This window comes from Catellatospora sp. NPDC049133 (assembly GCF_040648455.1).
In the GTDB taxonomy this organism is placed as follows: domain Bacteria; phylum Actinomycetota; class Actinomycetes; order Mycobacteriales; family Micromonosporaceae; genus Catellatospora; species Catellatospora aurea.
On sequence record NZ_JBEZDT010000042.1, the window covers coordinates 1 to 26,355 of the forward strand.

General features: G+C 72.6%; 26 protein-coding genes. 6 read left to right on the top strand and 20 right to left on the bottom strand.

Going from position 1 to position 26,355, the window contains the following annotated elements; translation table 11 throughout:
* Positions 1 to 217 precede the first annotated feature (217 nt).
* Entirely contained in the window at positions 218 to 3,361 is a 3,144-nt protein-coding gene (locus AB0B35_RS34905) for a BTAD domain-containing putative transcriptional regulator (protein WP_361053991.1), read from the top strand.
* Positions 3,362 to 3,364: 3 nt separating this feature from the next.
* Here the strand turns inward: AB0B35_RS34905 and AB0B35_RS34910 are convergent, their stop codons facing one another.
* Positions 3,365 to 4,213, bottom strand: coding sequence for an ABC transporter permease (locus AB0B35_RS34910; protein ID WP_361053994.1), 849 nt, complete (start codon positions 4,211 to 4,213; stop codon positions 3,365 to 3,367).
* On the bottom strand, positions 4,210 to 5,208 hold the full coding sequence (locus AB0B35_RS34915; protein WP_361053997.1) for an ATP-binding cassette domain-containing protein: 999 nt from the start codon (positions 5,206 to 5,208) through the stop codon (positions 4,210 to 4,212). Before AB0B35_RS34915 ends, AB0B35_RS34910 begins: the two co-directional genes overlap by 4 nt.
* A gap of 231 nt (positions 5,209 to 5,439) precedes the next feature.
* On the opposite strand from AB0B35_RS34915, the gene AB0B35_RS34920 reads away from it, so the two are divergent.
* Positions 5,440 to 5,976, top strand: a complete 537-nt coding sequence (locus AB0B35_RS34920; protein WP_361054000.1) for an alpha/beta hydrolase — start codon at positions 5,440 to 5,442, stop codon at positions 5,974 to 5,976.
* A gap of 52 nt (positions 5,977 to 6,028) precedes the next feature.
* Here the strand turns inward: AB0B35_RS34920 and AB0B35_RS34925 are convergent, their stop codons facing one another.
* A complete protein-coding gene (locus AB0B35_RS34925) occupies positions 6,029 to 6,943 on the bottom strand; it encodes an alpha/beta hydrolase (protein WP_361054003.1) in 915 nt (304 codons plus the stop codon).
* Between the two features lie 109 nt (positions 6,944 to 7,052).
* Here AB0B35_RS34925 and AB0B35_RS34930 point away from each other — a divergent pair, with 109 nt between their 5' ends.
* A complete protein-coding gene (locus AB0B35_RS34930; RefSeq protein WP_361054006.1) occupies positions 7,053 to 7,661 on the top strand; it encodes a TetR family transcriptional regulator C-terminal domain-containing protein in 609 nt (202 codons plus the stop codon).
* Positions 7,662 to 7,667: 6 nt separating this feature from the next.
* On the opposite strand, the gene AB0B35_RS34935 is transcribed toward AB0B35_RS34930, so the two are convergent.
* Complete coding sequence (locus tag AB0B35_RS34935; RefSeq protein WP_361054009.1) at positions 7,668 to 8,048, bottom strand: hypothetical protein; 381 nt, start codon at positions 8,046 to 8,048, stop codon at positions 7,668 to 7,670.
* 117 nt (positions 8,049 to 8,165) lie between these two features.
* Here AB0B35_RS34935 and AB0B35_RS34940 point away from each other — a divergent pair, with 117 nt between their 5' ends.
* Complete coding sequence (locus tag AB0B35_RS34940) at positions 8,166 to 8,930, top strand: arginase family protein (RefSeq protein WP_361054012.1); 765 nt, start codon at positions 8,166 to 8,168, stop codon at positions 8,928 to 8,930.
* A 16-nt stretch (positions 8,931 to 8,946) separates the two neighbouring features.
* Here the strand turns inward: AB0B35_RS34940 and AB0B35_RS34945 are convergent, their stop codons facing one another.
* Genes AB0B35_RS34945 through AB0B35_RS34955 form a run of 3 tightly spaced genes read right to left on the bottom strand, consistent with a single transcriptional unit; the run spans position 8,947 to position 11,395 of the window.
* Positions 8,947 to 10,041 carry a hypothetical protein gene (locus AB0B35_RS34945; RefSeq protein ID WP_361054015.1) on the bottom strand — a complete coding sequence of 365 codons (1,095 nt, stop codon included), beginning with the start codon at positions 10,039 to 10,041 and terminating at the stop codon, positions 8,947 to 8,949.
* Positions 10,034 to 10,369, bottom strand: coding sequence for a PadR family transcriptional regulator (locus tag AB0B35_RS34950; RefSeq protein ID WP_361054212.1), 336 nt, complete (start codon positions 10,367 to 10,369; stop codon positions 10,034 to 10,036). Before AB0B35_RS34950 ends, AB0B35_RS34945 begins: the two co-directional genes overlap by 8 nt.
* Positions 10,370 to 10,423: 54 nt before the next feature.
* Positions 10,424 to 11,395, bottom strand: coding sequence for a LysR family transcriptional regulator (locus AB0B35_RS34955; protein ID WP_361054018.1), 972 nt, complete (start codon positions 11,393 to 11,395; stop codon positions 10,424 to 10,426).
* Positions 11,396 to 11,486: 91 nt separating this feature from the next.
* Here AB0B35_RS34955 and AB0B35_RS34960 point away from each other — a divergent pair, with 91 nt between their 5' ends.
* Positions 11,487 to 12,269 (top strand): alpha/beta hydrolase, encoded by a 783-nt coding sequence (locus AB0B35_RS34960; protein ID WP_361054021.1) that lies wholly within the window; start codon positions 11,487 to 11,489, stop codon positions 12,267 to 12,269.
* A gap of 133 nt (positions 12,270 to 12,402) precedes the next feature.
* Here the strand turns inward: AB0B35_RS34960 and AB0B35_RS34965 are convergent, their stop codons facing one another.
* From AB0B35_RS34965 to AB0B35_RS35000, 8 genes are all read right to left on the bottom strand, one after another.
* Positions 12,403 to 13,053: a hypothetical protein gene (locus AB0B35_RS34965; RefSeq protein ID WP_361054023.1), complete on the bottom strand. Its 651-nt coding sequence runs from the start codon at positions 13,051 to 13,053 to the stop codon at positions 12,403 to 12,405.
* A gap of 39 nt (positions 13,054 to 13,092) precedes the next feature.
* A complete protein-coding gene (gene trxA, locus AB0B35_RS34970) occupies positions 13,093 to 13,551 on the bottom strand; it encodes a thioredoxin (protein WP_361054026.1) in 459 nt (152 codons plus the stop codon).
* A 2-nt stretch (positions 13,552 to 13,553) separates the two neighbouring features.
* The gene (gene clpB / locus AB0B35_RS34975; protein ID WP_361054028.1) at positions 13,554 to 16,208 is read right to left on the bottom strand and encodes an ATP-dependent chaperone ClpB; all 2,655 of its coding nucleotides are present in this window, start codon (positions 16,206 to 16,208) and stop codon (positions 13,554 to 13,556) included.
* Positions 16,162 to 16,497 (bottom strand): chaperone modulator CbpM, encoded by a 336-nt coding sequence (locus AB0B35_RS34980; protein ID WP_361054031.1) that lies wholly within the window; start codon positions 16,495 to 16,497, stop codon positions 16,162 to 16,164. Before AB0B35_RS34980 ends, clpB begins: the two co-directional genes overlap by 47 nt.
* Complete coding sequence (locus tag AB0B35_RS34985) at positions 16,494 to 17,480, bottom strand: J domain-containing protein (protein ID WP_361054033.1); 987 nt, start codon at positions 17,478 to 17,480, stop codon at positions 16,494 to 16,496. The genes AB0B35_RS34980 and AB0B35_RS34985 overlap by 4 nt, the downstream gene beginning before the upstream one ends.
* A gap of 3 nt (positions 17,481 to 17,483) precedes the next feature.
* Complete coding sequence (locus AB0B35_RS34990) at positions 17,484 to 18,116, bottom strand: nucleotide exchange factor GrpE (protein WP_361054036.1); 633 nt, start codon at positions 18,114 to 18,116, stop codon at positions 17,484 to 17,486.
* A gap of 8 nt (positions 18,117 to 18,124) precedes the next feature.
* Complete coding sequence (gene dnaK, locus AB0B35_RS34995) at positions 18,125 to 20,038, bottom strand: molecular chaperone DnaK (protein ID WP_361054039.1); 1,914 nt, start codon at positions 20,036 to 20,038, stop codon at positions 18,125 to 18,127.
* Between the two features lie 285 nt (positions 20,039 to 20,323).
* On the bottom strand, positions 20,324 to 20,833 hold the full coding sequence (locus AB0B35_RS35000) for a hypothetical protein (RefSeq protein WP_361054042.1): 510 nt from the start codon (positions 20,831 to 20,833) through the stop codon (positions 20,324 to 20,326).
* Between the two features lie 129 nt (positions 20,834 to 20,962).
* Here AB0B35_RS35000 and AB0B35_RS35005 point away from each other — a divergent pair, with 129 nt between their 5' ends.
* Entirely contained in the window at positions 20,963 to 21,901 is a 939-nt protein-coding gene (locus AB0B35_RS35005) for a ribose-phosphate pyrophosphokinase (RefSeq protein ID WP_361054044.1), read from the top strand.
* Positions 21,902 to 21,922: 21 nt separating this feature from the next.
* Here the strand turns inward: AB0B35_RS35005 and AB0B35_RS35010 are convergent, their stop codons facing one another.
* From AB0B35_RS35010 to AB0B35_RS35030, 5 genes are read right to left on the bottom strand one after another with little or no spacing between them, the layout of a single operon-like run.
* Positions 21,923 to 22,501 (bottom strand): hypothetical protein, encoded by a 579-nt coding sequence (locus tag AB0B35_RS35010; protein ID WP_361054047.1) that lies wholly within the window; start codon positions 22,499 to 22,501, stop codon positions 21,923 to 21,925.
* A gap of 47 nt (positions 22,502 to 22,548) precedes the next feature.
* The gene (locus tag AB0B35_RS35015; protein ID WP_360536583.1) at positions 22,549 to 23,127 is read right to left on the bottom strand and encodes an ATP/GTP-binding protein; all 579 of its coding nucleotides are present in this window, start codon (positions 23,125 to 23,127) and stop codon (positions 22,549 to 22,551) included.
* Complete coding sequence (locus tag AB0B35_RS35020) at positions 23,108 to 23,473, bottom strand: DUF742 domain-containing protein (RefSeq protein ID WP_361054050.1); 366 nt, start codon at positions 23,471 to 23,473, stop codon at positions 23,108 to 23,110. Before AB0B35_RS35020 ends, AB0B35_RS35015 begins: the two co-directional genes overlap by 20 nt.
* 4 nt (positions 23,474 to 23,477) lie before the next feature.
* Positions 23,478 to 23,894: a roadblock/LC7 domain-containing protein gene (locus tag AB0B35_RS35025; RefSeq protein WP_360536581.1), complete on the bottom strand. Its 417-nt coding sequence runs from the start codon at positions 23,892 to 23,894 to the stop codon at positions 23,478 to 23,480.
* On the bottom strand, positions 23,891 to 26,176 hold the full coding sequence (locus tag AB0B35_RS35030) for an ATP-binding protein (protein WP_361054053.1): 2,286 nt from the start codon (positions 26,174 to 26,176) through the stop codon (positions 23,891 to 23,893). The genes AB0B35_RS35025 and AB0B35_RS35030 overlap by 4 nt, the downstream gene beginning before the upstream one ends.
* Positions 26,177 to 26,355: the final 179 nt, after the last annotated feature.

Genomic DNA, 26,355 nt, shown 5'->3' on the forward strand with positions numbered 1-26,355 from the left:
CCTTCCGTAAGTTCTCCCCGGGCGGCAACCCCCTCGGGGAGTACTGGGTCGGTCTGCGCTACGTCGAGATGTTCCTCAACGACCCGACGTTCTGGCGCCGACCGGATCGGCCGGTCGGCGATCATCCCCGGTTCGCGCCACTGAGGCTCGCAGCACGGGCGCGCCAGCGCGACCCGGTTCGAGGTGGGCGACTTTCCCGCGAGCTTAGACTTGGCGGGTGCCGATCATCCTGTCCCTGCTGGAAACGGTGCGCTGGGACGGCGAGCCGGTGCTGGGCGAGCGACCGCAGGCGCTTCTCGCCGCGCTCGCCGCCGCCGGTCGGACGGTCGGCTCAAGCCGGCTCGTCGACCTCATCTGGGACGAGGACGTCCCCGCCAACCCGCTCAAGGCGCTGCAGGTGCTGGTCTCGCGGACCCGGACGGCACACGGGCCGGACTCGGTGGTCCGCGACGGCGACGGCTACCGCCTGGGCATCGACCGGGCGCAGGTGGACAGCCAACTGCTCGCCGACCGGCTCGCCGCGGCCCGGTCGGTGTTCGAGTCCGACCCGGCCCGCGCGGCCGGCCTGGCCGCCGAAGCCGTCGCGCTCGGCCCCGTCGCCGCCGGAGACGGGCACGGCCCGCTCGCCTCCTTGCGGTACGAGGCCGAACGCGACCTCGACCAGGCCCGGCTGCTGTCGGCCCGGGCCAAGGTCCGGCTCGGTGAGTACGCCGACGCGCTGCCGACCCTGACCGAGGCGTGGGCCGCCCATCCGGCCGATGAAGGCCTGCTCGCGGATCTGCTGCGCGGCGAGGCGGCGGTACGCGGCGCCGGTGCCGCGCTGAGCCGGTACGAGACCTACCGCGCCGACCTGCGTGACCGGATCGGCGCCGACCCCGGCCCGGACCTGCGCCGGGTCCACCGTGAGCTGCTCGTCCAGGACAGCCCGGTCCGGGCGGGCCTGCGTTACGAGGCGACCGCGCTGCTCGGCCGCGCGGGCGACATCCGCCGGCTGCAGGCGCTGCTGGCCGCGTACCGGGTGGTGTCCATCGTCGGGCCGGGCGGACTGGGCAAGACCAGGCTGGCGCACGTGCTCGGCCGCGAGCACCCGGCCCCGGTGGTGCACTTCGTCGAACTCGTCGGCGTCACCGCACCCGACGACCTCGTCGGCGAGATCGGGTCGGCGCTGGGCGTACGGGACTCCGTCAGTGGCCGGCGCACCCTCACCCCGGAGCAGCGGGCCGACGTCCGCGCCCGCATCGCGGGTTACCTCGACCAGGCCCCGAGCCTGCTGATCCTCGACAACTGCGAGCACATCGTCGCCGCTGTCGCCGACTTCGTCGCCTACCTCACCGCCACCACCCGGGAACCGCGGGTGCTCACCACCACGCGGGCCCCGCTGGCCATCGCCGCCGAACACGTCTACCCGCTGGCTGAACTGGACACCGCCGACGCGGCCGAAATGTTCCGGCAGCGGGCCACCGCCTCGCGCCCGGACGTGCGCCTCGACGGCGCCGACGCGGTGGTGGCCGAGATCGTCGAGCGGCTTGACGGGCTACCGCTCGCGATCGAACTGGCGGCCGCGAAGGTACGCGTGATGTCCGTCGCCGACATCGCCCGCCGCCTGGAGAACCGGTTCGCGCTGCTGCGCGGCGGGGACCGCAGCGCACCCGACCGGCACCAGACCCTGCTGGCCGTCATCGACTGGTCCTGGAACCTGCTCGCCGAACGCGAGCGCCGGGCCCTGCGCTGGCTGTCGGTGTTCCACGACGGGTTCACCCTCGACGCGGCGGAGGCGATGCTCGGCGACGACGCGCTCGCCGCGGTCCAGGACCTGGCCGACCAGTCCCTGCTGACCGTCGTGGAGACCGGCCCCGGTGGGGTGCGCTACCGGATGCTGGAGACCGTGCGCGAGTTCGGCCGGATGCAGCTGGTCGACGCCGGCGAGGACGGCGCGGCCGAGCAGGCCCAGCGCGCCTGGGCGGTCGCCTTCTCCGCCCGGCACGCCCGCGCCCTGTTCAGCCCGAGGCAGTTCGACGTCGTCGACGAGACCCGCCCCGAGGAGACCAACCTCTCCGACGTGCTGCGCCGGACCTTCGCCACCCCCGACCCGGCGGCTGCGGTGCAGATCCTCGCCGCGCTGGCTGGATACTGGATCATCCTGGGCGAGCACCCCCGGCTGCTGGTCCTGATCGAAGCCGCCGCGAACGTGGTCGACGGCTGGACACCCCCGCCGGACCTCGCCGACGCCACCCGGATGGCGATCGCGATGACCCTCAACGGTTCGCTGGTCGCCAACTCGCCGCACTCCGACCGGCTGCGCGACACCCTGCGGGCGCTCGGGCCGGGCACGCGGGACCCGTGGATCTCCGCCATGGTCACCATGCTGAGCGACATCGACCCGCATTCGCCCGAAGGCTTCCTCCAGCAGCTGCGGGCGCACGCCGCGTCCGCCGACCGCGAGATCGCCGCGCTGGCGCTGCCGTGGCTGAGCCAGGCCCTGGAGAACATGGGCGACCCGGACGCGGCCATGGACGCCGCCGAACGCGGGCTGCTGCTCGCCGACGACACGATCGGCCCCTGGTCGCAGGCGATCATGCACACCATGGCGGCGCAGCTCGCGATGCAGCTCGGCCGGGCGAAGGACGCCGCGGTCCACGCCCACGCCGCGCTGCCGGTGCTGGACCGGCTCGGCGCCCGCGACGACGCCATCCAGCTGCGCTCGCTGCTCGCCCTGGTCATGATCTCCGACGGTGCCATCGACGACGCCGCCGCCCAGCTCGCCGACCTCGACGACGCGACCGAGGCCGAGGGGGCCCTGGCGGGCCGGCTCGCCTTCGATCTCGGCAAGGCCGAGCTGGCGCTGGCCCGCGGCGACGTCGAGGCCGGGCTGGCGGGCTACCGTGCGGCCGGCGTGCGAGTGCGGGAACTGCGGATCCCGGCCGTCGCACCGACCGGGCTGGAGCCGTGGGTGCTCGTGGCCGAGGCGACGAGTCTGGCCGCGCACGCGTACTACGCCCCGCCCGGCGACCCGATCGGCGCGGCGCAGTTCTCCCGGGCCGCCGAGCAGGCGTTGCAGGTGCTCGACCCGGACCATCCCTACCTGGACTATCCGGTCTGCGGGCTGGTGCTGCTGGCGCTCGGCGCGTGGGGTCTGCTCCGGGAGGCCCTGCCGGTCCCGGACGCGGTGCGGCTGATCGCGCTGGCGGACCGGTTCGCGTACAACCGGAGCATGCCCACGCTGGCCTGGGAGCGGATCTCCGTCCAGGCCGAGTCGCGGGCGCCCGGACTGCTGGCCGAGCTGGCCGCCGAGTTCGGCGACCGGCGCGGCCCCGACCTGCTCGACGAGGCACGGAGCCTGGTCGCGCGGATCGGGGCCTGAGCGCTAGAGGTGGCGCTTGTAGCTGCGTACCGACAGCGGCGCGAAGATCGCGATGACTGCCGCGCAGGCCACGAGAGCCCATCCGACGTGCGCGGTGACCTGGCCGTCGTTGGCCAGGTCGCGGGTGGCGGTGACCACGTACGAGACCGGGTTGACCTTCACGAACGCGGCGAGCCAGCCGGGCAGGGTCTCGACCGGGACCAGCGCGTTGGACATGAACGTCAGCGGGAACATGATCATCATGGAGATGCCCTGGACGCTCTGCGCGCTGCGGGCCAGCGTGCCGACCCAGGTGAACACCCAGGCAAGCGACCAGCCGGCGATCATCGTGAGCACGATCGCCAGCACCACGCCGACCGTGCCGCCGCCGGGGCGGTAGCCCATCGCGATACCGGTGAGGAAGGTCAGCGTCGAGGCGATCGCGTACCGCAGCAGGTCGGCGATCATGGGACCGGCCAGCGGCGCGATCCGGGCCATCGGCAGCGACTTGAACCGGTCGAACACCCCCTTCTCCATGTCCTCGCGCAGCTGAACGCCGGTGGCCATGCAGGCCGTCAGCGCGGTCTGCGCCAGGATGCCGGGGATCACCAGCGGCAGGTAGGCCTCCACGCTGCCGGACAGGCCGCCACCCAGCAGGTACGCGAACATCGCCGTGAACAGCAGCGGCTGGATGGTGACGTCGAAGAACTGCTCCGGGTTGCGGCGCATCTTCTTCGTCGCCCGCCACGCCATCGACATCGTCTGGCCGACCGTCTCCCGCAGGCTGTTGTGCGAGGTCGTACGCGCGGCGATGTCATCGGGCGTCAGGCGTCGCGGCATCGCCGCCACGGGCTTGGTCATCTGCAGGGTCATCGGGCCACCTCGAGCTGAAGCTTGTCCGCGGACGCGGACGGGTCGGAGCCGTCGCCGGTGTCGTGTCCGGTGAGAGCCAGGAACACCTCGTCGAGGGTCGGCGCGTCGACGCTCACCGAGGTGATGCCGATGCCCGCCTCGCGCAGGCGGATGAGCACGTCGGCGGCCCGGTCCGCGGCGTCGAGCGCCACGTTCATCCGCCCCGACTCCGGGCTGAGCACCGGGTCCTCGCCCAGCAGCCGCCGCACGACGTCCGCGGCGGCAGGCTGGTCGGCGGGGTCGGTCAGCCGCAGCCGCAGGGTCGAGTTGCCCACGGACGCCTTCAGCTCGTCGGGGGTGCCCTCGGCGACCTTGCGGCCCCGGTCGATGACCGCGATCCGGTCGGCGAGCTGGTCGGCCTCGTCCAGGTACTGCGTGGTCAGCAGGACCGTGCAGCCCCCGGCGACCAGTTCGCGGATGGTGTCCCACATCTGTCCCCGGGTACGCGGGTCCAGGCCGGTGGTCGGCTCGTCCAGGAAGATCAGCGGCGGCCGGGTGATCAGGCTGGCGGCCAGGTCGAGTCGCCGCCGCATACCACCGCTGAACTGGGAGATCGGCTTGTTCGCCGCCTCCTGCAGGCCGAACTGCTCCAGCAGCTGAGCGGCGGTGGTGCGGGCCGTGCGGCTGGACACCCCCTGCAGGCGGCCGAACAGCCACAGGTTCTCGTTGGCGGTCAGGTTCTCGTCCACCGACGCGTACTGCCCGGTGACGCCGAGCAGCTGCCTGGTGCGGTGCGGATCGCGGCGCACGTCCACGCCGAAGATCTCCGCCCGGCCGCCGTCGATGGGCAGCAGCGTGGCCAGCATCTTGAGCATGGTGGTCTTGCCGGCGCCGTTGGGGCCCAGCACGCCGTAGATCTCACCCTGGTCGACGTGCAGGTCGACCCCGTCGACGGCGCGGAAGTCACCGAACGACTTCACCAGGCCCTCCGCGTGTACCGCGGGAATGTGCTTCATCATCGCTCCCTCGCGACCGGCGTCGGCCGGTCAGGAGACAGCATCAGCCGCGCCGGTTCCACCACGCCTTCGCCGCGGTTTCACGCCCGCACCGGTCGGTTTCGCCGCCGCCCGCACCGCTGGTCAGGGCAGGTGGACCGGTGGCGAGACGGGGGCCGGCGCCGCCCGTCGTCGGCGATCCGGACGGCGACGGGCCCCGCGTGGAATGGCCGCGAGGGCTACCCTCAGCCGATGACGCGACATCTGCTGGTGCCGGGCCGCGGCGTCCCCCTTCCGGAGCACTGGCAGCGGCGCTGGGCCGACGCGCACCCCGAATACCGGTGGGCGCCCTACCCGCCGGGGCCGCCGTTCACGCTGGATGAGCGGGTGGCGGCGCTGCACGAGGCGGTCACGGCCGACGACGAGCCCGTGGTGCTGATCGCGCACAGCGCCGGATGCATCACCACGGTGGTGTGGGCCGCCCGCCACGTAGGCCCGGTGCGCGCCGCACTGCTGGTCACACCGCCCTACCTCGACCCCGAATGGAGACCGGGCCCGGGCGAGACGAACGACTTCGTGTCCGTGGCGGTTCCCCGCGAGCGGCTGCCGTTCCGCACGGTCCTGGTGGCCAGCCGCACCGACCCGTACACGACGTTCCCGCAGTTCGAGCGGTACGCCGCCGACTGGGGCGCGGAGCTGTACGACGCGGGTGACGTCGGCCACGTCGAGACGGCCAGCGGCCACGGCCCCTGGCCGGACGGCGAGCGGCTGGTCGCCGCCCTCGGCTGAGGTTGCCCGGCATGGCGGCCCGCCGACCGGCTCGTGCCGACGGGGGAGAACGTCAGGCCGGTTCTGAGGGACCGTCGGCGGCTGCCCGGGTCGAGGTCTCGGCCGCGAACTCGGCCGCCCGGTCGGTGACCAGGTCCGGGCTGTGCACCTGCAGGTCGTGCCCCGCGTCGGCGACGACCTCGGCGCGAGCGGCCGGCATCAGCGCCTCGATGCGCGACGCCACCTGGGCAGCGTCGTACATCTGGCTGCGCTCGCCGAGCAGGGCCAGGGTGGGGACGGTGATCTGGCGCAGCTCGTCGTCGGTCAGCGGGGGCGGGACGGGCAGCCGCCGCCGGAAGCCGGTCGAGGCCAGCGCCAGTCCCATGAGGTCGTCGTCGAGCAGGGTGGCGTTGCGCAGCCAGCGTGCAGCGCGGCGGCGCAGCGGTCGGGGCGTGAGCCCGGCCAGCCCGCCCAGGACCACCCAGAGGATGAACCGTTTGGTGATCCGGCCGAACCCCGCCGGGTCCAGCAGCGTGATCGAGGCGGCCCGGCCCGGCGCGTGCAGCTCGTGCTGCAGGGCGACCCAGCCGCCGTACGAGCATCCGACGAGGTGCGCGCGCTCGACGTCCAGGCCGGCGAGCACCTCGTCGAGCCAGCGGGCCAGGTCGCGGCCGCCCGTGACGGGCGTGTCCTGCGTGGAGCAGCCGGGCTCGCCGACCGGGTCGATCGCGATGACCGGGCGTGCCTGGCCCCAGCGCGCCACATGCCGGTGCCATCCCAGCGCGTTGCCGCCCGCACCCGGGAGCAGCACGAACGGGACACCGTCGGGCCGTCCGGCGCGGTAGACGCGGGTGGTGCCGAACGAGGTGGGCACGTCGAGGCGACGGTGATCGGCGGGCCAGACCGTGTCGAAGACGCGCCCGTAGGCCGCGAGGAACCTGGCACGCGCCTTGTCCCCGGTGAACGCGCTGAGCCGTGCCTCGGTCATGGGTGTCTCCGATCGCCGCTTTTTGTGATACGACCGTATCATCAACGGGGTGTTGCATGATAGGCCGACGTGATCGACCTGACACGACCGTGCGACCGGATGGAGCGCCGTGCCCAAGCGCGTGGACCACGACCTGCGCCGCCGACAGATCGGCGAGGCCCTGCTGCGCATCGCGAGCACCCGGGGCCTGCAGGCGGCGAGCATGCGCGAGGTGGCCACCGAGGCGGGCGTATCGCTGCGCCTGGTCCAGTACTACTTCCACACCAAGCAGGAACTGCTCCTCGGCGCGCTCGCCTACCTCGGCGAGCAGCTCTCCGCCCGGGTGGAGGCGCACATCCGCGCCCTGGGCATGCCACCCACCCCGCGCAGCCTCGTCTACGGCACCCTCACCGCCATCCTGCCGACCGACGACGAGAGCCGCCGGCTGACCAGGACCTACGCCGCGTACTACACCCTGGTGCTGGCCGAGCCCGCGCTCGCCACCGAACACGGCGCGACCTATCCCGACCTGCTCGAACGATTCCTCGCCGGGCACCTGCGCACCGCCCAGCAGGCAGGCCAGGTCGATCCCGGCCTCGACGCCCCGACGGCCGCCGCCGGGCTGCTGGCGCTGACCAACGGCCTCGGCTCCAGCGTGCTCGGCGGTCAGCGCGACGGTGACGCCGCGCTCGCGATCCTCACGTACCACCTAGACCGCCTGTTCGGCGGGCCCGCTTGAGATGGGCTACGTGTACTTGCCTGCCGGACGCTGGTGCCCACCGGGGACCTCGGAGCCGTCGCGGAAGGAGACCGTGGCGTACCACGAGGTGGCCCAGACGGTGATGCAGTCCGGCTCATGGGCGACCTCGAACGGCTGGCGCGTCCAGTGCCCGTACGACGTGACCGTGAACGTCTCGCCCGGCTGCAGCCAGTAGTCCTGCCCGGACGGTTCCAGGAACAGCTCCAGCAGCGTCTTGCCGGTGTTGTGCACCAGCATCGAGATCGGGTTCCCCAAGGCCGCGATGCCCTCGGGACTGTACTCGGCGACCTTGGGCATGTTAGTCAGCAACGGTTCCATGATCTGGTCGATCGTCAGACGCTCGCCGGTGTCGCCGTTCTCGCTCATGGCGGCCATTCTGCCGCTGAGTGCGCAGTTGCGATGACCCGCTCGGCGGGCACGCGGTCCGGGACCGCAGGCATCGGCCCTCGGCCAGGTCGTGGCGGTGTTCGGTAACGTGGCCGCGTGACGATCATCTTCGTGCCGTACCACCTCGACGAACGACTGCCCGATCACGACTTCCCGCTGCCGTCCGGCCACGCCGTCCGGACGGTGGAGGAGCAACTGCCCGACGGGGACGTCTGGGCGCGCCTCGGCCACCTCTACGAGCCGGTGGCCTGGCAGGTCGCCCACTGCGCGCAGACGGGCGAGACCCCGGTGGTGGTGTCCGGGGACTGCACCGTGTCGCTGGGCACCATGGCGGGCCTGCAGCAGGCGGGCGTGGACGCAGGCATCGTCTGGTTCGACGCGCACGGCGACGTGCAGACCCTGGAGACGACCGCGTCGGGTTACGTCGGCGGCATGCCGCTGCGTTTGCTCGTCGGCTACCGGCCTGAGCTGATCTCGCAGCGGCTCGGGCTGCGACCGCTGGCCGAGGACCGGGCGCTGCTCGTCGACGCCCGCGACCTGGACCCGCCGGAGGCCGACTACCTCGCCACCGCGGCCGTACGCCGCTGCGCCGTCGAAGGGCTCGACGCCGCGACGCTGCCGCCCGGCCCGCTGGTCCTGCACCTCGACCTCGACGTCATCGACTCCGCGGAGCTGCCGGACCTGCGCTTCCCGGTGCCCGGCGGCCCCACTGCCGACGCGGTGCTCGCTGCGGCGCGCCGAGTGCTCGACACCGGCCGGGTGGCCGCGATCGACATCGCCTGCACCTGGTACCCCGGCCGCCCCGACCCGGACGGCGTCCGGACCCGACTGCTGGCGGCGCTGATCGACGGCGTGCGGTAGCCATCGCGGGCCCGGCTCAGCTCTCGGTGAGCGCCGTGGGGGCGGGTGCCGGGTCCGCCTCGGGGTGCCTGCGATGCCACGGCGTGACGACGACGATGCCCACGCAGGCGGCGAGGCCGACCCCGATCACGGTCACGGCGAGCGGGTTGGTGACCTGGTTGGCCAGCGGATACATCAGATCGGCGGCGAGCAGCACGCTGTCGGTGTCCGGATCCGGCACCATGCTCAGCACGTTGTCGACCGTGTTGGCAAGGCAGGCGTAGAGGGCCGGCACGGCGAAGAGCAGGAACAGCATCCGGTCACCGCGCGGGATCCGCGCGTGGCGGTGGGCCAGCCACGTCACCGTCGGCCAGGCCAGGATCAGCCCCAGGGCGAAGCCGGCGACGGCACCGGTGGGCACACCGTTCGGCTCGATGGGGTAGAAGTCCACGGTCACCGCCTCCTGTTGCACGCTCGCACGGCTGTCTGCCATCCGCAGCAGCAGGCCGTCGCGGGTGGCCCAGAACACGCCGCACCCACAGACCGCCGGCCTGGTGATGACGCCGGTCTGCCACCCTTCGGCCCGCAGACGTCGGAGGGCGTCGTCCAGGACGCCACGGGTCGCGTCGACCTGCTCGTAGAGGCGGTTGTGGCCCGACGGCACGGGCCGCACCCCGGGCAGATCCTCGGCCCCGAGTGTCTGGAACCGTCCGGTCGCCTTGTGGCTGTACGCGATGTCGAGCAGGCCGCCGTCGCCGTGATCGACCCGGGCGGGCGGCTGGCCGACGAGCGCGTCGGCGAGCGCGGAGACTCGCGGACCGTTGATCGCGGCCGGAGTCGCCGACGAGGAGTCCCAGGCGACGTAAGCGCCGACCCCGCCGAGCACGACCGCGGTCCACAGCGCCGCCACGCCCGCGGCGATCCTGCCGGCCGTGCCCGGGGGCACCAGGCGGAACCGGAGTCCGGACAGGATCAGGTGGGCCGCCTCGCCGAGGGTGGCCCGGACCTGTCCGGGCTTGGCTGCGTCCAGCAGCGTGGTGAGGATCTCCAGTCCGCGCTCGTCGCGGTAGAACCGGGGGTAGGCGAGCAGCAGGCGGCGGTAGGAGCGTTCGAGTTCGGACTGCTCAGGCATGCCGCACCCCGACGACGAATCCGAACGCCTCCCGCAGCCGCGCGGCGGCGACGGTCGCATCCGACCGCATCCGCTCGACCGCGGCCTCCAGCGCCGCACGGCCGTCGTCGGACAGCACGTAGTAGCGGCGCAGACGTCCGGCCACGGCCTCCTCGCGCTCCACGGCGATCAGCCCGGCCGCGGCGAGACGGTCCAGGGCGGCGTAGAGCGTGCCCGCCTTGAGCGTGACCCGCCCGCCGGACAGCTGCTCGACGGCCTGCATGACGCCGTATCCGTGCAATGGGGACCGGACCAGCGCGGTCAGGATGAAGAACGTCGGTTCCTGCATCGTCATGCCAGCAATATAGACGGCCTGTATATACAGTCAATCTGTATAAGGCATCTATGGCGATGCCGGGACGCGGCGGTTCGGCACGGTGCGCGGCAGGTCGGCGCGGTCGGGTTCGGGCAGCCAGTCCCCGGCCGGGTCGAACCGGATCGTGTGCGGACCCGGCAGCAGGGCCAGCAGCCGGGGGAGCAGCGGATGCGCGTTGTCCGCACGCCACACCACCGACCAGGGCAGATACGGCGTCGGCCGCAGCGGGACGCGTACGACGTCGGCGGGCAGCTGCCACCACGCGCCCAGCGGCGTGACCCGGTGCGGATGCCGCCGCAACTCGGCGATCGTGTGCTCGACCCCGAGGTTGAGCGCGGTCCCCGTGATCGGCACGTCCAGCGCCGCGGCGTACGCGCGCAGCAGCCCGGTCAGTTCCGGCGGCCGGTCCTCGAACGGGATCCACAGCCCGTGCCCGCGCAGCTCGGCTGCCCCGACCACGGTGGCGTCGGCGAGCGGATGCCCGGCGAGCACCCCGACCGCGATCGGCTCCAGGCACACCAGCCGCCGCCGCACCCCGTCAGGCCACGGCCGGCCGAGGTCGTGCGCCCGGCCCCAGGCCACGTCGAGGTCGCCGCTCGCGACGGCGTCCAGCGCCGAACCGAGGCTGCGCCGCATGCTCAGCTCCAGCAGCAGGTCCGGGTACGCCGACACCAGCTCGCCGAGCAGGCTCAGCGGCCGGTGCACCGGCCCCCACACGTCCACCTTCAGCGGCAGCTGCTCGCCGCGCACCGACCGGGCCGCCGCAGCGCCCAGCGCCAGCAGCTCCCGGGCGTACGGCAGGAACCTCGTCCCGGCCGCGGTCAGCTCGACCGGCCCGCGCCCGCGCGTGAACAGGGCCGCACCGAGCGTCTCCTCCAGCCGGCGGACACGTTTGGACAGCGCCTGCTGGGTGAGGTAGAGCGCGGCGGCGGCCCGTCCGAAGTGCAGCTCGTCGGCGGCGCGCACGAACGCCCGCACCTGAGCGAGATCGAGATCCACGGGGCACAGCCTGGCCCGACAACCAACGGTTGTCCAATCGGTCGGCATGGTTGTTCGACGCCGCCCACTCGGGCGGGCTTGACTGGTCGGCATGACGCTCAGAGGAAACGCGGCCGGAGTGCCGTACATCGCCCTGCCGCCCGCCGACCCGACCCCCGACACCCCGCTGGTCGTGGCCTGGCACCTGCTCGACCCGCCGCGCAGCGAGATCGCCATGGCCGCGGCCCTGCCGCTGTCCGGACTGAACGCCTGGCGGGTGTACCTGGGCCTGCCGATGACCGGCGACCGGATGCTGCCCGGCGGCCCCGACGAGCTGATGAAGCTCGTCATGGAGGACGCGGTGCTGAACCTGTTCGAGCCGCTGACCCGGCAGGCGGTGGCGGAGTTCCCGCCCGCGCTGGCCGAGTTGCGCTCGCTGCTGGACACGCGCGGTCCGCTCAGCCTGCTGGGCGGCTCCATCGGCTCGATGACGGCCCTGCGGCTGCTGACCGAGACGGCCGTGGAGGTGGACCGGGTGGCGCTGGTCAGCCCCGCGGTCCAGTTGTCGGCGCTGGTGGACGCGAACTCCCGGATGTTCGGCATGCCCTACCGATGGACCGACGAGAGCCGTGCCGCGGCCGACCGGCTCGACTTCGTCGCCCGCGCCGCGGAGATCGAGCGCCCGGTGCTGATGGTGGTCGGCGACGAGGACGACCGGGACGGCTTCCGCGACCCGGCGCAGCGGTTGTGGGCGGCACTTCCGGAAGGCTCGTCGCTGGTCGCGATCCCCGGCATGGGCCACGCCCTGGCCGAGGAGCCCGGCATCGAGGCCGCCCCGCAGACCGCGCACGCCGCCCAGGTCGACGCCATCGTCACGGACTGGCTGTCCCGCTAGCTCGTCGGGGCCGACGGGAACGGGTGGACATTGGCGGCGTGGCCGGAGTCCGGTGCTCACCACCGGCGCGGCCGCGCCGCCTCGTTCAGCGCGGCAGACGTGGTGTCGAAGCACCCGGGTAGTCCACTGACGCTCATGGTTGCCGAGCATCATCCGTGAAATCGATTTCGTCAACCTCGGTGAGCCTGGGCAGGGGTGGGATCGGCGGGTCCGCCCACAGATACCGGCCTACCGGATGCGGCCGCCGGTAGAACAGCCGCAGCCGCCCGGCGATCCGGAGGGTCTCCTCGTCCGCCGGCGGCCCGCTGCGGACGGAGTCGATCGCGTCGGCGAGCGCGTCCAGTTCCTGGGGCGTGAACTCGATCCGGTCGAAGCCGCCCAGGGTCAGCGAGACCCGCTGACCCGTCGCGTCGTCGTGGGCGACCAGTGACACCTGTTCGTCAGCCGGATAATCGATCTTGCCGACGACCGTCGCCGCGGCGAGGTCCACCGAGCGGGTGCGCACAGCCCCGCGCACGGTCAGCACTGAGCCCTGCAGCCATGTGCCGCCACGCAGGATCGCCACCAGGCCGTAGAGTCCCAGGCAGGCCATTGCCAGGTACTGCGCGGCATCGAACCAGGCCTCGCCGATGTTCACGGTCGGCGCCGCGGCGACGTACTTGGCGTACCGCCACAGGAGAGCCACACCGCCCACCAGCAGAGCCCACCAGAAAAGTACCGTCCCCCGGTGCCGCTGCCGCGTCCACGGGCCCAGCGGCGTCCGCGTCGGTTCAGGCGTGTCCATCGCCGCAGCGTAAGTGCAGCAGACAAGGCAGCGGCGGCGTCACTTCGCCGGTGGCAGGGCGCTCTCCACCCACTGCAGCAGGGGTCCCGGCGGGATCGCGCCGAGCTGCCGCGCCGTCACCTCGCCGCCCTTGAGCATGAGCAGCAGCGGAATCGACTGGGCCCGGTAGCGCATTGCCGTCTCCGGCGAGTCGTCCACATTGACCTTGACGACCTTCAGCCGTCCCGCGTACTCCAGTGCGGCCCGCTCCACGCCGGGCGCGACCATGCGGCACGGCCCGCACCACGGCGCCCACAGGTCCAGCAGCACCGGCAGCGACGACTGCACCACCACGGCGTCGAAGTCGTCGTCGGTGGCGTCGGTCAGCCACGGCAGCATGCCGCGGCAGCTGCCGCACCGGGCCAGTCCCGCCGCGGCGGCCCGCAGCCGGTTGCGCTTGCCGCAGTGCGGGCAGGTGACCAGGTCGGCCCTGGTGTCCTGCTGCGGTGCCTGTGCCATCGTCAAACTCCCGTTCCCGCGCCCGCCTCCGCCATCTGCGGAGCCGGTGCCGCGTCGAAGGTTACCGCCAATTCGCCGTCGCGCACCCCCACGTGGATCACGGCGTCCTCGCGGAGGTCACCGGCGATGATCGCACGCCCGATCCGGGTCTCGACTTCGTGGGCGATGTACCGGCGCAGCGGCCGCGCCCCGTACACCGGGTCGAAGCCGTGTTCGGCGATGAGTTTGCGGGCCTCCTCAGTCAGGTCCAGGGTGATCCGGCGCTCGCCGAGCCGCTGGCGCAGGTCCTCGAACTGCAGGTCGACGATCTTCTCGATCTGCGGCAGCGTCAGCCGGTGGAACAGCACGATGTCGTCGACCCGGTTGAGGAACTCGGGCCGGAAGTGCCCGCGCAGCTCGCCGAGCACCTTCGCGCGGGCCTGCTCGGAGATGTCCGCATCGGACCCTTCGAGCAGGTACTCCGCGCCGATGTTGGAGGTCATGATGATGACGGTGTTGCGGAAGTCGACGGTGCGGCCCTGCGAGTCGGTGATCCGGCCGTCGTCGAGGACCTGCAGCAGGGTGTTGAACACGTCGGTGTGCGCCTTCTCGATCTCGTCGAACAGCACCACCGAGTACGGCTTGCGCCGCACCGCCTCGGTGAGCTGCCCGCCCTCCTCGTAGCCGACGTACCCGGGCGGCGCGCCGACCAGCCGGCTGACGGTGTGCCGTTCCTGGTACTCGCTCATGTCCAGGCGCACGATGTTGTCCTCGGAGTCGAACAGCGCCGCCGCCAGGGTCTTGGCCAGCTCGGTCTTGCCGACGCCGGTGGGGCCCAGGAAGATGAACGACCCGATCGGGCGGCGCGGGTCCTTGATGCCGGAGCGGGCACGGATGATCGCGTCGGCGACGACCTGCACGGCCTCGTCCTGGCCGATGACGCGCTCGTGCAGGATCTCGTCGAGGCGCAGCAGCTTCTGCCGCTCGCCCTCCTGCAGCCGCGACACCGGGATGCCGGTCCACGCGGACACGATCTCGGCGATCTCGTCCTCGGTCACGGTCTCGCGCAGCAGGCCGGGCTGGCCCTGCTGCCGGTCGGCGAGCTTCTGCTCCTCGGCTTCGAGGCGCCGTTCGAGGTCGGCGATGCGCCCGTAGCGCAGCTCGGCGGCCCGGTTGAGGTCGTAGGCGCGTTCGGCCTCCTCGACCTCGTGCCGCAGCCGTTCCAGTTCCTCGCGCACGTCCTGGACGCGGCGGATGGCCTGGCGTTCGCTCTCCCACTGGGCGTGCTTGGCGTCGGCTTCGGCGCGCAGGTCGGCCAGCTCGCGTCGGAGCTGGTCGAGCCGCGCCAGGCCGGCCGGGTCGGTCTCCTTGGCCAGGGCCGCCTCCTCGATCTCCAGGCGCATGACCCGGCGGGTGATCTCGTCGAGCTCCGCGGGCATCGAGTCGATCTCGGTACGCAGCCGCGCGCACGCCTCGTCCACCAGGTCGATCGCCTTGTCCGGCAGGAATCGGTCGGTGATGTACCGGTGCGACAGCGTCGCCGCCGCGACCAGCGCTGAGTCCTGGATCTTCACGCCGTGGAACACCTCCAGGCGCTCGCGCAGCCCGCGCAGGATCGAGATGGTGTCCTCGACCGACGGCTCGTCCACCAGCACCTGCTGGAAGCGCCGGGCCAGCGCGGCGTCCTTCTCGATGTGCTTGCGGTACTCGTCGACGGTCGTCGCGCCGATCATGTGCAGCTCGCCGCGGGCCAGCATCGGCTTGAGCATGTTGCCCGCGTCCATCGCGCCCTCCGCACCGCCGCCCGCCCCGACGACGGTGTGCAGCTCGTCGACGAACAGCAGGATGCGGCCCTCGGCCGCGCGGACCTCGTTGAGCACGGCCTTGAGCCGCTCCTCGAACTCGCCCCGGTACTTGGCCCCGGCGATCAGCGCGCCCATGTCCAGGGCGAACACGGTCTTGTCGCGCAGCCCCTCGGGCACGTCGCCGCGCACGATGCGCTGCGCCAGGCCCTCCACGATCGCGGTCTTGCCGACACCCGGGTCGCCGATCAGCACCGGGTTGTTCTTCGTCTTGCGGGACAGGATCTGGATCACGCGGCGGATCTCGGCGTCGCGGCCGATGACCGGGTCCAGGCGGTTCGCGCGGGCGTCGGCGACCAGGTCCTGCCCGTACTTCTCCAGCGCCTCGTAGGTGACCTCCGGCATCGCCGAGGTGACCCGCTGGTTGCCGCGGATCTGGGTCAGCGCCGCCAGGAACGCCTCCCGGGTGACGCCGTTCTCCTTGAGCCGCCGCCCCGCGGCCGTCGCCGAACCCTCGTCGGCCAGCGCCAGCAGCAGGTGCTCGGTGGACACGTACTCGTCCTTGAGCCGCTTGGCCTCCCGCTCGGCGGTGTCGAGCAGCCGGGACAGCCGCTGGGTGACGAACACCTGGCCGGGCTGCGCGCCCGGCCCGCTGACCTTCGGCCGCCGCTGCAGGTCCTGCTCGACCTCGCCGCGCAACCGCGCCGGGTCCGCGCCGGTCTGGGTGATCAGCCGCGGCACGATCCCGTCGGGCTGGTCCAGCAGCGCCAGCAGCAGGTGCTCGCCGTCCACCTCGGTCTGGCCCAGCCGCAGCGCGATGGTCTGCGCGTCATGCAGCGCCTCCTGCGACTTCTGCGTCAGCTTGTTCATGTCCACGGCGCTCGCTCCTTCGCAGTGCGGTCTGCAGCTCGTCGACGCGGTCGAGCAGGTCCATGACCAGGCCGATCGCGGTGTAGTTCAGGGACAGGTCGGCGTGCAGCCGCTGCACCCGCGCCACCCGGTGCAGCTCGGTGGGCCGGAACCACAGGCCGCCGGCCGCGTCACGGTCGGCGTCGACCAGGCCCAGCGCGACATACCGCTGCACCAGCACCGGGTGCAGGCCGGCCTGGCGGGCGAACCGGTCCAGGCTGAGCCGGGTCGGGACGGCGAGCGCGTACACCTTCACCGGGAGCTCCTCGGGTCGAACGTGGACGCCTCGGCGAGCTGCTCGTACAGCTCGCGTTCGCGGTCGCTCAGGCTGCGCGGCACGACGATGCGCACCTCGGCGTACAGGTCGCCGTGCTCACCGCGGTGGTGCGGCATGCCCTGCCCGCGCAGGCGCAGCCGCTTGCCGCTGGACGTGCCCGGCGGCACCGTCACCTTGGTCTCCCCGCCCGGTGTCACCAGCGGCACGGTCGCGCCGAGCGCCGCCTCGGACGGGCTCACCGGCAGCGCCACGTGGATGTGGCGGCCGTCGACCCGGTAGCGGTGGTGCGGCTCCAGGCGCACCACCAGGTACAGGTCACCGGCCGGGGCGTTGCCGCGGCCCTGCCCGCCCTGCCCGGCCAGCCGGATGCGCTGGCCGTCGGTGACCCCGGCCGGTATGTTCACGTCGTAGCTGCGCGGCCCCTGCGCGCCGGACAGTGTGATGGTGCGCTTGCCGCCCTGGTAGGCCTCCTCGACGGACAGGGGCAGCTCGGCCTCCTGGTCCGCGCCCGGGATCGGGCCCGCGCCCCGGCCCGCGCGCCCGCCGCCGCGGAACATGCCGCCGAGCAGGTCCTCCAGGTCGACGTCGCCGCCCTCGTACGACCACGAGAACGGCTCACCGCCGTCCCCGCTCCGGAACCCGCCGCCCGGGAAGCCGCCCCCGGGGAAACCGCCCCGGCCCGCGCCGCGGCCCCGGAAACCTCCCGCGCCCGCGCCGGCCATCTCCTCGTACCCCTCGGGGACCTTGCGGAAGTCCTCGCCGAAGCGGTCGTAGCGGGCGCGCTGCTTCGGGTCGTGCAGCACGTGGTACGCCTCGTTGATCTCCTTGAACTTCTCCTCGGCGTCCGGGTCCTTGTTGACGTCCGGGTGGTACTTGCGGGCCAGCTTGCGAAACGCCTGCTGGATCTCGTCCGCGGACGCGCCGCGGGCGACACCGAGCACGTCGTAGAAGTCACGGGCCACGGCTCACCCCTGGGTGTTGCCGGCGACGACGACCGTGGCCGGGCGCAGCTGCCGGTCCACCTGGCCGTAGCCGGGCCGGATCACCTGCAGCACGGTCCCGTCGGGCTCGCCGGTGTTCGGGACGACGCTGACCGCCTCGTGCCACACCGGGTCGAACGGCACGCCGGTGTCCTCCCGGCGCGGGAAGCCGAGCGTGGACAGCGTGTTCACCGCCTGGTCACGGACCGCCCGGACGCCGTCGACGACCGCGGCCGGGTCGCTGTCGGCGTGCGCCAGGGCCAGGTCCAGGTTGTCGACGACGGGCAGGAACACCGCGGCGGTGCGGGCCCGCTCGGCCTCGCGCTCGGCGGCGAGCTGGCGCTCGTACCGTTTGCGCATGTTGTCGAGGTCGGCCAGCGCCCGCCGCAACCGGCCCTCCAGTTCTGCGGCCGTCGGCCCGGCGGCAGGCGCCTCGACGTCCGGGGCCTCGGCGGACGGCTCCCCGGCGTGGCCGTCGTGCACCGCGAACTCGTCGGGTTCCACGGCCACCGGGCCCGGCGGGTCGAGGCCGTGCCGGGGCACGTGCTCGTGCACAGCCTCTGCCTCCGGTTCGGTGTCGGCCTGCGGGCCGGTGCCGCTGTGCGGGTGGTGTGCCATCGCGGCGCTCAGCTCGGCGAGAACTCGGCGTCGATGACGTCGTCGTCGCCCTGGCCCTGGCCGGTGCGTGCGCCCGCGGCCGGGCCGGCCGGTCCGCCCTGTCCGGCGTCGCCGCCGGGCGGCGGCCCGCTGGGCCGGGCCATCAGGCCCTGCGCGAGCTGCTGCAGGTCGCCGATCAGCGAACGCAGCCGGTCGATCGGCGCCTCTTCCTTGATGGCCTGGCGGGCGTCACCGACCAGCAGCTCCGCGCGGGCCTTCTCGTGCGCGGGCGCGGACTCGCCCAGCTCACCCAGGCGCTGCTCGACCTGGTACGTCAGCGATTCGAGCTCGTTGCGGGTGTCGATGATCTGGCGGGTGCGGGTGTCCTCGTCGCGGTGGGCCTCGGCGTCGGCGACCATGCGCTCGACGTCGGAACGGTCGAGGTTGCCGCTGTCGGTGATGGTGATGGCCTGCTCGGCGTTGGTCTCCTTGTCCTTGGCGGACACGTTGAGGATGCCGTTGGCGTCGACGTCGAAGGTGACGTCGATCTGCGGCACGTTGCGCGGCGCGGGCCGGATGTTCTCCAGCCGGAACTTGCCCAGCGTGCGGTTGTCGGCGGCCAGCTCGCGCTCGCCCTGCAGGACGTGGATGTCCACGGCGGGCTGGTTGTCCTCGGCCGTGGAGAACGTCTCGGAGCGCCGCGCGGGGATCGTGGTGTTGCGCTCGATGACCTTGGTCATCCGCCCGCCCAGGGTCTCCAGGCCCAGCGACAGCGGGATCACGTCGAGCAGCAGCACGTCGGGTCCCTCACCGGTGAGCACGCCCGCCTGGATCGCCGCGCCCATCGCCACGACCTCGTCGGGGTTGACGCTCATGTTCGGGTCCTTGCCGCCGGTCAGCCTGCGTACCAGTGCCTGGACGGCCGGGATGCGGGTGGACCCGCCGACAAGAATGACCTCGTCGAGGTCGTTGGCGGTGACCTTCGCGTCGCCCATGGCCTGCTCGACCGGGCCCAGGCAGCGCTGCACCAGGTCCTTGGTCAGGTCCTCGAACTTCGACCGGGTGATCGTCGTGGTCAGGTGCTTCGGCCCGGACGCGTCGGCAGTGACGAACGGCAGGCTGACCTGCGTCTGGGTGACCGACGACAGCTCGACCTTGGCCTTCTCTGCGGCCTCGAACAGCCGTTGCAAGGCCTGCGGGTCGCTGCGCAGGTCGATGCCGTTCTCGTTCTTGAACTCGTCGGCCAGGTGGTCGACCAGCCGCCGGTCGAAGTCGTCGCCGCCGAGATGCGAGTCGCCGGCGGTGGCGCGAACCTCGACGACACCGTCGCCGACGTCGAGGATGCTCACGTCGAAGGTGCCGCCGCCCAGGTCGAACACCAAAACCGTCTCGTGGCCCTTCTTGTCCAGGCCGTACGCCAGCGCGGCCGCGGTCGGCTCGTTGATGATGCGCAGCACGTCGAGCCCGGCGATGCGCCCGGCGTCCTTGGTCGCGGTGCGCTGGGCGTCGTTGAAGTACGCGGGCACCGTGATGACGGCCTGGGTGACCTTCTCACCGAGGAACTTCGACGCGTCGTCGACGAGTTTGCGCAGCACCTGGGCACTGATCTCCTCGGGGGAGTACATCTTGCCCTTGACGTCGAAGCGCACGAGGCCGTCGGGGCCGGGCACGACGTCGAACGCGACCGCCTTGGCCTCCTGGCTGATCTCGTCGAAGTGCCGCCCGATGAACCGTTTCGCGGAGTAGATGGTGCCTTTCGGGTTCAGGATCGCCTGTCTGCGGGCCAGCTGCCCGACGAGGCGCTCACCCGCGTCGGTGAACGCGACCACGGACGGCGTCGTGCGCGCGCCCTCCGCGTTCTGGATCACGGTCGGCTGGCCGCCCTCGAACACCGCGATCACCGAGTTCGTGGTTCCCAGGTCGATACCCACTGCCTTGGCCATGGCACAGCTCCACATCCGCTGTCTGCCGGCGCGTGCCCTTTCGCGCGGTACGTGGGCCGCCTACCTGCGGACACGCCGCGTGCACGCCCGGTATTTGCACATAAATCGGACTCACATAATCTAGCGGACCAAGGTGTACGAGGTTGGCGTTACCGCCCGACCAGACCGGTCGAACGTATGTTCGGGGCGCTCGTGCGCTCCATGGTCATCCGACTTGCCGGGCACCTGTGCGTATCTTGAACGCCGTCACCCCCGGTTGCCTGGCAAGTCCGATGATCGAGGGCGCTAGCTGTCGATGTCGCGTGCGCCGGATGCCCGGAGCAGCCACTCAAGCGAGCCCGACGCGAACGGGTGGCCCTCGACCTCGACATCGACCCAGCCTCCAGTGGGCCCGTCCAATCCGGCGTCCCACCACTGCCAGCCCCGAGACTCGCCCTCCCCGTCCGGGTCGAACCAGTGCAGCCACCCGGACAGCTCCCACGCGGCCGCGACCGCGTGCTCGCGCTGCGCGTCGGCCGTCATCGCGCCCCACCGGGCCGCGTCCTCCCGCACGGCCGCCGCGTCCCGCTCCGGGGCGCACGCCGCCACGAAGCGCTCGGGCAGCCGGTCGCGCCACATCGCCAGGTCCGGCCAGACCGGGCCGGCGTCCAGGACGGTCGCGAGCACGTCGCGGGCCAGCGCGATCACCGAACGGGGGTCGCCGGCGGTGAAGGTGAACCGCTGCAGGAACTCCTTGCTCACCTCGCCGGGCAGCGGGCCTTCCAGCACCCGGCGCAGTTCCGCCTGCGGATCCATCCGTGCCGCCCTCCGTCGCTCGCGGCTCGACCCTAGTCGAGACGGGCGTCGGATTCCCGATCGAACGACGTCGCCGCGCGCGGCGGGCCTGGCCCCCGTTGCCCGCCAGGTGCTGGTTACCATTCCGGCGTGCGTGACATCGCGGTGTTCAGCGGTAGTGCCCATCCCGAACTCGCGGCCGAGATCTGCGCCCACCTCGGAGTGCCGTTGCACCCGGTGCGGGTGTCGCGGTTCGCCAACGACTGCCTCGAGGTCCAGCTCGGCGCGAACTGCCGCGACCGGGACGTCTACCTGGTGCAGCCGCTGGTGCCGCCGGTGCAGGAGCACCTGGTCGAGCTGCTGCTGATGCTCGACGCGGCCCGGGGCGCGTCGGCGGGGCGGATCACCGTGGTGATGCCGCACTACGCGTACGCCCGCTCGGACAAGAAGGACGCCCCGCGCATCTCCATCGGTGGGCGGCTGGTCGCCGACCTGCTGCGCACCGCGGGCGCGGACCGTGTGCTGGCGATGACGCTGCACTCGCCGCAGATGCACGGCTTCTTCAGCATGCCCGTCGACCACCTGCACGCGCTGCGCGAGCTGGCGACCTACTTCCAGCAGTACGACCTGGCCGACACGGTCGTCGTCTCACCCGACCTCGGCAACGCCAAGGAGGCGGCCGCGTTCGCCCGGCTGCTCGGCACGCCCGTGGCGGCGGGTGCCAAGCAGCGGTTCAGCGACGACCGGGTGCAGATCAGCGCGGTCATCGGCGACGTGGCGGACAAGCACGTGATCGTGCTCGACGACGAGATCGCCAAGGGCAGCACCGTGATCGAGCTGATGGAGCACCTGCGCGGCCTCGACGTGCGCTCCATCCGGCTGGCCTGCACCCACGGCCTGTTCACCGACAACGCCCTCAAGCGCCTCAGCGAGCAGGACGGCGTCCTGGAGATCGTCTGCACCAACACCGTGCCGATCGCGGCCGACAAGCGCGTGCCGAAACTCAAGGTGCTCTCGGTCGCCCCGGCGCTGGCCGAGGCGGTGCGCCGCATCCACAACGGCGAGTCGGTCAGCGCCCTGTTCGCCTGACCTCGCCGGCACCCGGCCGGCTCAGGCGGGCCAGCCCGGCACGTGCGGCAGGGCCAGTTCGGCGAGCCGGACCAGGGTGGCCTGGTCGGCGGCGGGCTGGTCGGTGGTGATGACTTCGATGGTGGCGTGCCCGCCGGTGTCCTCCCTGCGCCAGGCCACGGCCAGCGTCGCGACATGGAGCCGGGATCGGCTGACCTCGAAGTACGCCGGGCGGCCGAGCACCGTCAGCGGCACCGCGCCCGGGCTGATCGCCAGCATGCCCGCGATCCTGAGGGTGGGGCCGGTCTCGATCCGGAGCACGGCATGCTCCAAGGTCACGTGGCACAGCAGGTAGTCCGGTTCGCTGCCGTACGACGTGCCGGTGCCCCGCGCGTGCGGCGGGTCCTCCAGGACCGACAGCACCTCCGGCCGGTCGATGGCGGGGCACAGCTCCCGCCGGACACGCAGATGCCCGGGATCGCTCGGCTCGGCGAACGACGGACGGGCGGTCACCGAGGCCGATGGCACCTGCCGCCCGGGCCAGGTCTGGTAGACGCCGTACGCGACCAGGATGCTGGTGACCAGCACCCCGACCATGCCGAAGATCCGTTGTGCGCGCATGGGCACGGATCGTACGAGCACAGCGCCTGCCGCGCAGCCCGCTTCGCTCAGACCGGCAGCGACAGCACGTGCTGGAGCAGGGCGACCAGCACCGCACGGGACGAGGTGCGGTCGCGGGCGTCGCACAGCAGCACGGGCGTTCCCGGGTCGAGGTTCAGCGCCAGCTGCACGTCCGCCGGGGTGAAGCGATCGCCGCCGTCGAAACAGTTCACCGCCACCACGAACGGCGTCTCCCGCTCCTCGAAGTAGTCGATGCAGGCGAAGCTCTCCTTCAGCCGGCGGGTGTCGGCCAGCACCACCGCGCCGATCGCGCCGGCGGCCAGCTCGTCCCACAGGAACGAGAACCGGTCCTGCCCCGGCGTGCCGAACAGGTACAGCACCAGGTCGCGGCTGATGGTGATGCGCCCGAAGTCCATCGCCACGGTGGTGTGGGTCTTGGCCTCCACCCCGGACAGGTCGTCGACGCCGATCCCGGCGTCGGTGAGCATCTCCTCGGTGCGCAGCGGCCGGATCTCGCTGACCGCGCCGACCATCGTGGTCTTGCCGACCCCGAAGTGCCCCGCGATCAGGATCTTGACCGCGGTCGGCAGCACGACCGGCACCGCGTCAGAGCGTACTGAGTCCATGGATGACCGCCTCGATCACAGGTCGGCTCGCCACACCGCGGGCCGGGGTTGGGGAACGGGTGACGATGAGCCGCTGCGCCAGCAGGTCGCCGAGCAGCACCATGACCGTGCCGGCGGGCAGGTCCAGCTCGGCGGCGAGTTCGGCGACGGACACGGGCTCCTGGCTGTGCCGGATGATCTGCGCGGACTCCGGGTGCAGACCGTCGTCGCGTTCGGGCGGCCGGGTGGCCAGCACGATCGAGATGAGGTCGAACGCGCCGCGCACCGGGGTGGTACGGCCGGACGTCATCGCGTACGGCCGGACCACGGGCACGGCGTCGGGCCACTGCTCGTGTGGCGCCTCCATCAGGTCACCCCTGCGCCGCGGCGGGCTGGCGCACGGGCGTGGTGATGTACTGGCCCACCCGGACCACCAGCATCTCCATCTCGTACGCGGCCACACCCACGTCGATGTCGCTGCCGCACACCACGGCCAGGCACGCGCCGTTGCCCGCCGACGTGACGAACAGGTACCCCGTCCCGAACTCGATCATGGTGCGGCGCACCACGCTGTCGCCGAAGTGCCGCCCCGCGCCCCGCGCGAGGCTGCTCAGCCCGGCCGCGGCCGCCGCCAGATGCTCGGCGTCGGCCTTGGCCAGCCCCGCCGAGGTGGCGATGAGCAGCCCGTCCGTGGACAGGATGATGGCGTACCTGGCCTCGACGACCCGGTGGACGAGGTCGTCCACGAGCCAGGCGAGGTCGACGGTCGCTGCGGTCTTCTCCGTCACGATGGGAGTCCTTCCGGATGTGCTGCGGTCGGGGACGGTCCGGTCAGTTCGGCTTGCTCGCGGCCCTGCCGCGCCCCGTCGGCGTACGCCGCCAGGAACCGGCCGACCTCCCGCGGCTCGCGGCCGTTCGGGTAGGCCGGGCCGTCGTTGCGGGCCTGTTCGGCCTCGGCCAGGTCACGCGGGCGCGGCACGACCCGCTTGGGCCGTTTCTCCCGCCAGGGCAACCCGGCGGGGGTCAGCTTGTCCTCGCCGGCGGCCTGCGCTCCGGCCGCCGCCGGACGCGTCCCGGCGGCCGGCCCGGCCGCGCGGCGGCCGTTCGGGTTGAGCGCGGCCGCGGCCGCGACGGTGGCCAGCAGCCGCTCGCGGGGCCGGTCGCCGACCTCGGGAGCGGTCCGGGCGATCAGCTCGGCCGGGATCACCACGGCCGCGGTGATGCCGTCGTGGGCCGAACGGCGCAGCTGCACAGCGACCTGGTGGCGCCGCGCCAGCCGGCCGACCACGTAGAACCCCAGCCGCGCCGCCCCGGCGAGCTGGAACTCCGGCGGTTCGGCCAGCTGCCGGTTCGCGTCCTGCAGGTCCAGGTCGGTCATGCCCAGGCCGCGGTCGCTGATCTCCACCAGGTATCCGCCGGGCACGGCCCGGCCGATCACGTCGACGTCGGTGCTCGGCGGGGAGAACGTCACCGCGTTCTCCATCAGCTCCGCCAGCAGGTGGATGACGTCACCCGCGGCGTGACCCGCGAGCGCGGCCGGCTCCGCGGCTCGCAGCCGCACCCGCGGGTAGTCCTCGACCTCGGCCAGCGCGCCCCGCAGCACGTCCACCAGGGGCACCGCCGTGCGGTAGGTGCGGCTGGCCGGCACACCGGACAGCACCACCAGGTTCTCCGCGTTGCGCCGCATCCGGGTGGCCAGGTGGTCGATCTGGAACAGCTTGGCCAGCTCCTCGTCCGTGGCGGCCTGCCGCTCCATGAGGTCGATCAGGTTCAGCTGGCGGTGCACCAGCGTCTGGATGCGGTGCGCCAGGCTCAGGAACACGTCGCGTACGCCGCGGCGCAGCTCGGCCTGGTCGACGGTGGCCTGGATCGCGGTCTGCTGCACCACGTCGAACGCCCGGCCCACCTGCCCGATGTCGTCGTCGCCGAAGGCCAGCGGCGGCGCGGCCCTGCCCACGTCGACGTCCTCGCCGACCCGCAGTCGCTCCACCACCCGTGGCAGCCGCACGTGCGCCAGATCCAGCGCCGCCGCGCGCAGCTGCGCCAGCTGTGCCTGCAAAGAGCGCAGCGACCTGATCGTGAACCGGATCGACAGCACCACGGCGATGAGCCCGAGCCCGGCGGCCAGCACCAGCTGCACGATGATGCCGACCGCCGCCGGGCGGAACCGGACCACCGTCGCGTCGGCCAGGTCGAGCACCAGCGTGCGCACCGCGTCGATCGCGCCGGTGACCGCGGCCCGCCACGCCGTCGCGTCGGCCAGCGGAGCCGCGCCCGGCGGGGCCCGCATCACCTCGTTCTCCAGCGTCTGCAGCGCCAGCATCGCGGGACTGTTCAGCAGCCGCGTGTACTGCCCCTTGTCCGGCTGCGGCAGCCGCTCGGCGACCTGCGTCGACAGGTACTTCTGCGCCCCGACCAGCTCCGTGAACGCCGCCCGGTCCGCCTCGGTGAAGCGGTTCTCGCCGATGACGCCGGACAGCACCGCGTCCTCCCGAGAGATCATCTCCTGGGAGTGGGTCAGCAGCACCAGCGTCGAGGTGTGGAAGATGACCTCCGAGTCGTCCCAGGCCGTGTACGTGCCGTACACGTCGAAGCCGAGCTGCGCCAGGCCGGTGAAGTAGGCGCTGGCCCGTACCCGGTCCAGGCCGCCCCGGTCCAGCTCGTCACGCCGCTCGGGCAGGCCTTCGAGCGCGGCGAGCAGGTCGGCCAGCCGGGCGTCGCTGGCCTCGCTGGTCGACCACTGCGCGATCGTGCCCTCCAGCGCGGTGCGCAGCCGGCGCTCGGCCTGGTCGGTGCCGATCCGCGCGGCGGCCAGCGCGTCGCGGTCACCGGCGGTGCCCGACGCGGCGAACGTGACCGACTCGCGGCGCTCGGCCTGGATAGCCGCGATGAGCGCCTCGGTCGGCTTGGCGACCTGCTGCTCCAGCGCGGCCAGCCAGACCAGGCTGAGCCCCTGCCCCACGGTGACGTACGCGGCGAACGCCCACAGCGCCACCAGCGACGCGAGAACGGCGAAGATCTTGTTGCGCAGGCCTGGGTTGCGGGGTGGTCGGGGGTCGGATTCGTTCATGGCACCCGCTCGGGAGAGGACGCTGTGGGGGTGGCGGTGGTGCTCGCGTCCCGCGGTGAACGGGGCGCGACGGGGTGTTCACGTGAAGTCGCGACCCGTTGTAGCAACGCCGTTTGCGCCTCGATCGCACTCCGGGTGCGATGCGCCGGAAGCTCGGCCGTGAGGCTGATTCACTCTCG

Excerpts from the sequence above, each read along its gene's own strand:
- AB0B35_RS35030 (WP_361054053.1), bottom strand. The coding sequence starts at position 26,176 with ATGAACGAATCCGACCCCCGACCACCCCGCAACCCAGGCCTGCGCAAC.
- AB0B35_RS35000 (WP_361054042.1), bottom strand. The coding sequence starts at position 20,833 with ATGGATCCGCAGGCGGAACTGCGCCGGGTGCTGGAAGGCCCGCTGCCC.
- AB0B35_RS34935 (WP_361054009.1), bottom strand. The coding sequence starts at position 8,048 with ATGAGCGAGAACGGCGACACCGGCGAGCGTCTGACGATCGACCAGATC.
- AB0B35_RS34920 (WP_361054000.1), top strand. The coding sequence starts at position 5,440 with ATGACGCGACATCTGCTGGTGCCGGGCCGCGGCGTCCCCCTTCCGGAG.
- AB0B35_RS34925 (WP_361054003.1), bottom strand. The coding sequence starts at position 6,943 with ATGACCGAGGCACGGCTCAGCGCGTTCACCGGGGACAAGGCGCGTGCC.
- trxA (WP_361054026.1), bottom strand. The coding sequence starts at position 13,551 with ATGGCACAGGCACCGCAGCAGGACACCAGGGCCGACCTGGTCACCTGC.
- AB0B35_RS35020 (WP_361054050.1), bottom strand. The coding sequence starts at position 23,473 with ATGGAGGCGCCACACGAGCAGTGGCCCGACGCCGTGCCCGTGGTCCGG.
- AB0B35_RS34950 (WP_361054212.1), bottom strand. The coding sequence starts at position 10,369 with ATGCAGGAACCGACGTTCTTCATCCTGACCGCGCTGGTCCGGTCCCCA.
- AB0B35_RS34960 (WP_361054021.1), top strand. The coding sequence starts at position 11,487 with ATGACGCTCAGAGGAAACGCGGCCGGAGTGCCGTACATCGCCCTGCCG.
- AB0B35_RS34990 (WP_361054036.1), bottom strand. The coding sequence starts at position 18,116 with ATGGCACACCACCCGCACAGCGGCACCGGCCCGCAGGCCGACACCGAA.
- AB0B35_RS35010 (WP_361054047.1), bottom strand. The coding sequence starts at position 22,501 with ATGCGCGCACAACGGATCTTCGGCATGGTCGGGGTGCTGGTCACCAGC.
- AB0B35_RS34910 (WP_361053994.1), bottom strand. The coding sequence starts at position 4,213 with ATGACCCTGCAGATGACCAAGCCCGTGGCGGCGATGCCGCGACGCCTG.
- AB0B35_RS35015 (WP_360536583.1), bottom strand. The coding sequence starts at position 23,127 with ATGGACTCAGTACGCTCTGACGCGGTGCCGGTCGTGCTGCCGACCGCG.
- AB0B35_RS34965 (WP_361054023.1), bottom strand. The coding sequence starts at position 13,053 with ATGGACACGCCTGAACCGACGCGGACGCCGCTGGGCCCGTGGACGCGG.
- AB0B35_RS34915 (WP_361053997.1), bottom strand. The coding sequence starts at position 5,208 with ATGAAGCACATTCCCGCGGTACACGCGGAGGGCCTGGTGAAGTCGTTC.
- AB0B35_RS34945 (WP_361054015.1), bottom strand. The coding sequence starts at position 10,041 with ATGCCTGAGCAGTCCGAACTCGAACGCTCCTACCGCCGCCTGCTGCTC.
- dnaK (WP_361054039.1), bottom strand. The coding sequence starts at position 20,038 with ATGGCCAAGGCAGTGGGTATCGACCTGGGAACCACGAACTCGGTGATC.